Genomic DNA, 1248 nt, shown 5'->3' with positions numbered 1-1248 from the left:
GTATTGGGCTGAATACCTAAGATATCGGCAGCAGAACGTGCGGTTACTTCCAATACAAAATATTCAAGCAGTTTTCTTTGCAGACTCTTCTTTAACTTACAGTGGGTTATCTTCATTTTGGCAGCCTGTCATGACTGCTAATCTACGTCAGCCCCTTTATTATTTTCTTGAGAGTTTTTGCCGCTTCGCCCTAACCTGCTGCCTAGGGTAAGCGTATCCCGAGTAAAACATCAATTTCATATAGATATATGAGATACAAACGTACCGACTATGCTTCTTTATCCAAGCTGTCTGAAAAGAGTTTCAGACAGCTTTATTTTAACGGCATCAGTCATCCCGTGAATTTTCTATCATCTCAAACCCTTTGCGGTTATTGTAGATATTAGAAAAGGCTCTAGACTAGCAGAATAGCTCTGTTAGCCTAGAAAAATGAAATATAACACCAAGTTAAGTGGCTATCAGCTCAAAAAATTATCAAGCATTTTTGTGTCGGTATAGAAGCCTCAAAACCGCTTTGCCGGCAGGCTTCAACCGCAATACCATCAACCACCGGTATCGCATTTTCAGGCACGAAATATACCGCTGCCAAAGCGGGCAAAAAGACCTGTTATACGGCAGCATGGAGGTTGATGAAAGCTATTTTGGTGCCAAACGGCAGCGCGGTTTCCATGGCAAGTCAAAGCGTGGCAGAGGAACGCTTAAACAACCGTCTTTGGTATTTTCGAAAGAGACGGCAGGGTTTATACCGAAATCGTTCCTGATTGTAAAAAGCAAACACTTCAAGCTGTTATATTGGGAAAGGTCTCTCTGGGGAGTGTTGTTTATTCTGATAGCCGGCGCGGTTACAGCGGCCTGGTCGATGCCGGCTACTCTAAACATTTGCGCGTTAATCACGGACAAAATGAGTTTGCGGATGGTACCGGGCACATCAATGGTATTGAAAGCTTCCGGAGTTTTACCAAACGAAGGCCCGCCAAATTCAACGGCGTAACCAAAAACTTTGATTTGCACCTGAGGGAATGCGGATGGCGATGGAATCGAAACTCTGATGAACTGAGTCACCAACTTTGGGGGCTTTTAAAGTAAATTTATAGGGGCTGACGTAGATTAGCAGTCATGACAGGCTGCCAAAATGAAGATAACCCACTGTAAGTTAAAGAAGAGTCTGCAAAGAAAACTGCTTGAATATTTTGTATTGGAAGTAACCGCACGTTCTGCTGCCGATATCTTAGGTATTCAGCCCAATAC

3 pseudogenes are annotated in these 1248 nt (G+C 43.4%); 2 read left to right on the top strand and 1 reads right to left on the bottom strand.

The features are described 5' to 3' along the window. Nucleotides 1–116, bottom strand: a pseudogene (locus tag IR141_RS12510) (IS1595 family transposase); the annotation flags it as partial. A 313-nt stretch (nucleotides 117–429) separates the two neighbouring features. Here IR141_RS12510 and IR141_RS12505 point away from each other — a divergent pair. Together IR141_RS12505 and IR141_RS12500 are read left to right on the top strand one after the other, a co-directional pair. Next, a pseudogene (locus tag IR141_RS12505) lies at nucleotides 430–1086 on the top strand (IS1595 family transposase). Between the two features lie 46 nt (nucleotides 1087–1132). Beyond that, nucleotides 1133–1248: pseudogene (locus IR141_RS12500) on the top strand (IS1595 family transposase); the annotation flags it as partial.

Source organism: Neisseria sp. 19428wB4_WF04 (assembly GCF_015235335.1).
Classification (GTDB): Bacteria; Pseudomonadota; Gammaproteobacteria; order Burkholderiales; family Neisseriaceae; genus Neisseria; species Neisseria musculi.
This window is presented reverse-complemented; position numbering and strand designations above follow the sequence as displayed.